2 protein-coding genes and 2 pseudogenes are annotated in these 1,736 nt (G+C 48.3%); 1 reads left to right on the top strand and 3 read right to left on the bottom strand.

Features of this window, described 5'->3' with window-relative positions:
- A pseudogene (locus tag BBW68_RS15545) lies at positions 1-204 on the top strand (IS256 family transposase); the annotation flags it as partial.
- Between the two features lie 32 nt (positions 205-236).
- Here BBW68_RS15545 and BBW68_RS15540 read toward each other — a convergent pair.
- From BBW68_RS15540 to BBW68_RS02780, 3 genes and pseudogenes are all read right to left on the bottom strand, one after another.
- Positions 237-575 (bottom strand): annotated as a pseudogene (locus tag BBW68_RS15540) (FAD-dependent oxidoreductase); the annotation flags it as partial.
- Between the two features lie 101 nt (positions 576-676).
- Positions 677-931, bottom strand: coding sequence for a biofilm formation regulator BssS (gene bssS, locus BBW68_RS02785; RefSeq protein ID WP_070133917.1), 255 nt, complete (start codon positions 929-931; stop codon positions 677-679).
- Positions 932-1,471: 540 nt separating this feature from the next.
- Positions 1,472-1,736, bottom strand: a 265-nt coding sequence (locus BBW68_RS02780; protein ID WP_148127512.1) for a DDE-type integrase/transposase/recombinase, incomplete at its 5' end; no start/stop codon positions are given.

Genomic DNA, 1,736 nt, shown 5'->3' with positions numbered 1-1,736 from the left:
CTGTCAGGCTGCGGAGCAAGCGGGCGAAGAACGGCGGCTTGAGGGCGACGACGCTGACGATGGTATTCAAGCTGCTCCAGTCAGCATAAAAAGAACTGGAATCGACTTAAGAGTTTCGAGCGGTTGACTCTGGTGGTCAACAACGTGCCGTTCAAAGACGGTGAACAGGTGGAAGATGAAGCATCAGACCGGAACGTTGCCTGATGGCTCCATACACCAAATTTGACCATAACTCACACTTCAAGCTGGTACTGCTGCGCGCTTTGCATCACGTTCTGAATAAATTCGGAGTCCTGCGACGCGAAGTTGAGCACGCCGCTGCGCTGCATTATGCGTTCACCGCTCTGCTGCTACAGTTGATCCCACAGCTGCTGCGCGCGCAGCACCATCGGCACGTAGCTCGCACCTTTACCGTAAGCGTGACAAATTAAGCGGCTTTCACCATGATGGCTGCCTTCGCGGTACAGGGGATGGTGACCGTCGATCATCAGCACCTTCAAGCCAACCTAGGTGGCATGCCATTCAGCGGCAGCCCCAACGGAACCACTGCCGACTATAATTAGATAGTAAATCATTTGCAGCACTTTTTTCAGGAGTGGGAAGCAGAATGGCAAATTATTGCGGGCATGGAAAAGGCACCCTAGTGTGGGTGCACTTAGACGGAACGATGAGCGAATTAGTGCTTCTTGTAATCACGATCCTGGTCATTGGTGGCTTCAATCTTGGCAATGCCAGCTTCGAGAATGGAGATAAATTGTCTGGCAACATCAGTAGTCAGCCAGTAAGTCTGGCCTACATCGGCATCTTCGGTTTGCTGCTGATTAGAAGAAAGCGAATGCAGACGGATCATCATGGCATCATAGCTGTCTACTGTACTGATATCCCATCCGATGAGGGGATGTGTCTGGATGACTTCTTTGCTTCTGTCCATTAAAACCCCCTATAACTCGTGAATAATGACTATACTGGTCATACTTCGAGCTGCAGGTGCGTTCGCTTATCTCACTTACCCGAATCACTTACTGATGCAGGCTTATCGAGATTCGCTCATTTTCCGCCTGACTGCAACTCGAATTATTTAGAGTAACCAAGTGATTTTTCGAGGTTCAATGCGGTTTTTTCCATATAGCCCTGTGATTATAACAGCAGTTTTCTCTTTTGCAGAATTAAATTTACGCTGCGTTAACATCGTCCGTTATTGGCACGCTTATTAAGCCGGGAGCCTAGCAAATAATCACCTTTAACAGTAAAGGAAGGATTATTCAGGGCTGACAATCAGATTGTACTGATGGTGAACCCAAATGTTTTTCTAGCTCCAACGCCAGCCGAATGAAATGCTACTGTAGCTGTTCATGGTTAGGAGATTGAATCGCCTCTTCTGAGAGCGCCCAAACATGAATGTCAGAACGAACGGCACTGTTGCAAAGTTATTGATGAGTTAGCCTTTCGTGTTATTGAAAGGTCTTATCTTTCAAAGACTGCTCACCAGACGCATCTCGCCTAGGGGATGCCCCAAATAAAATGATTCTGCCTGACCTTTTTGTAGCGCCCGCATCACTTCAATGCCTTTGATTGTGGCGTAAGCCGTCTTCATTGATTTGAAGCCCAGCGTGGCGTTGATTATCCGTTTCAGTTTGCCATGATCGCACTCAATTATATTATTCCGGTACTGTATCTGCCGGTGATGCACATGCTGCGGACATTTACCTTCCCGCTTCAGCAATGCCAGCGCCCGC

This window comes from Candidatus Erwinia dacicola (assembly GCF_001756855.1).
In the GTDB taxonomy this organism is placed as follows: Bacteria; Pseudomonadota; Gammaproteobacteria; order Enterobacterales; family Enterobacteriaceae; genus Erwinia; species Erwinia dacicola.
Note: the sequence above shows the minus strand (reverse complement) of the source record. Positions and strands in the feature narration are given on the sequence as shown.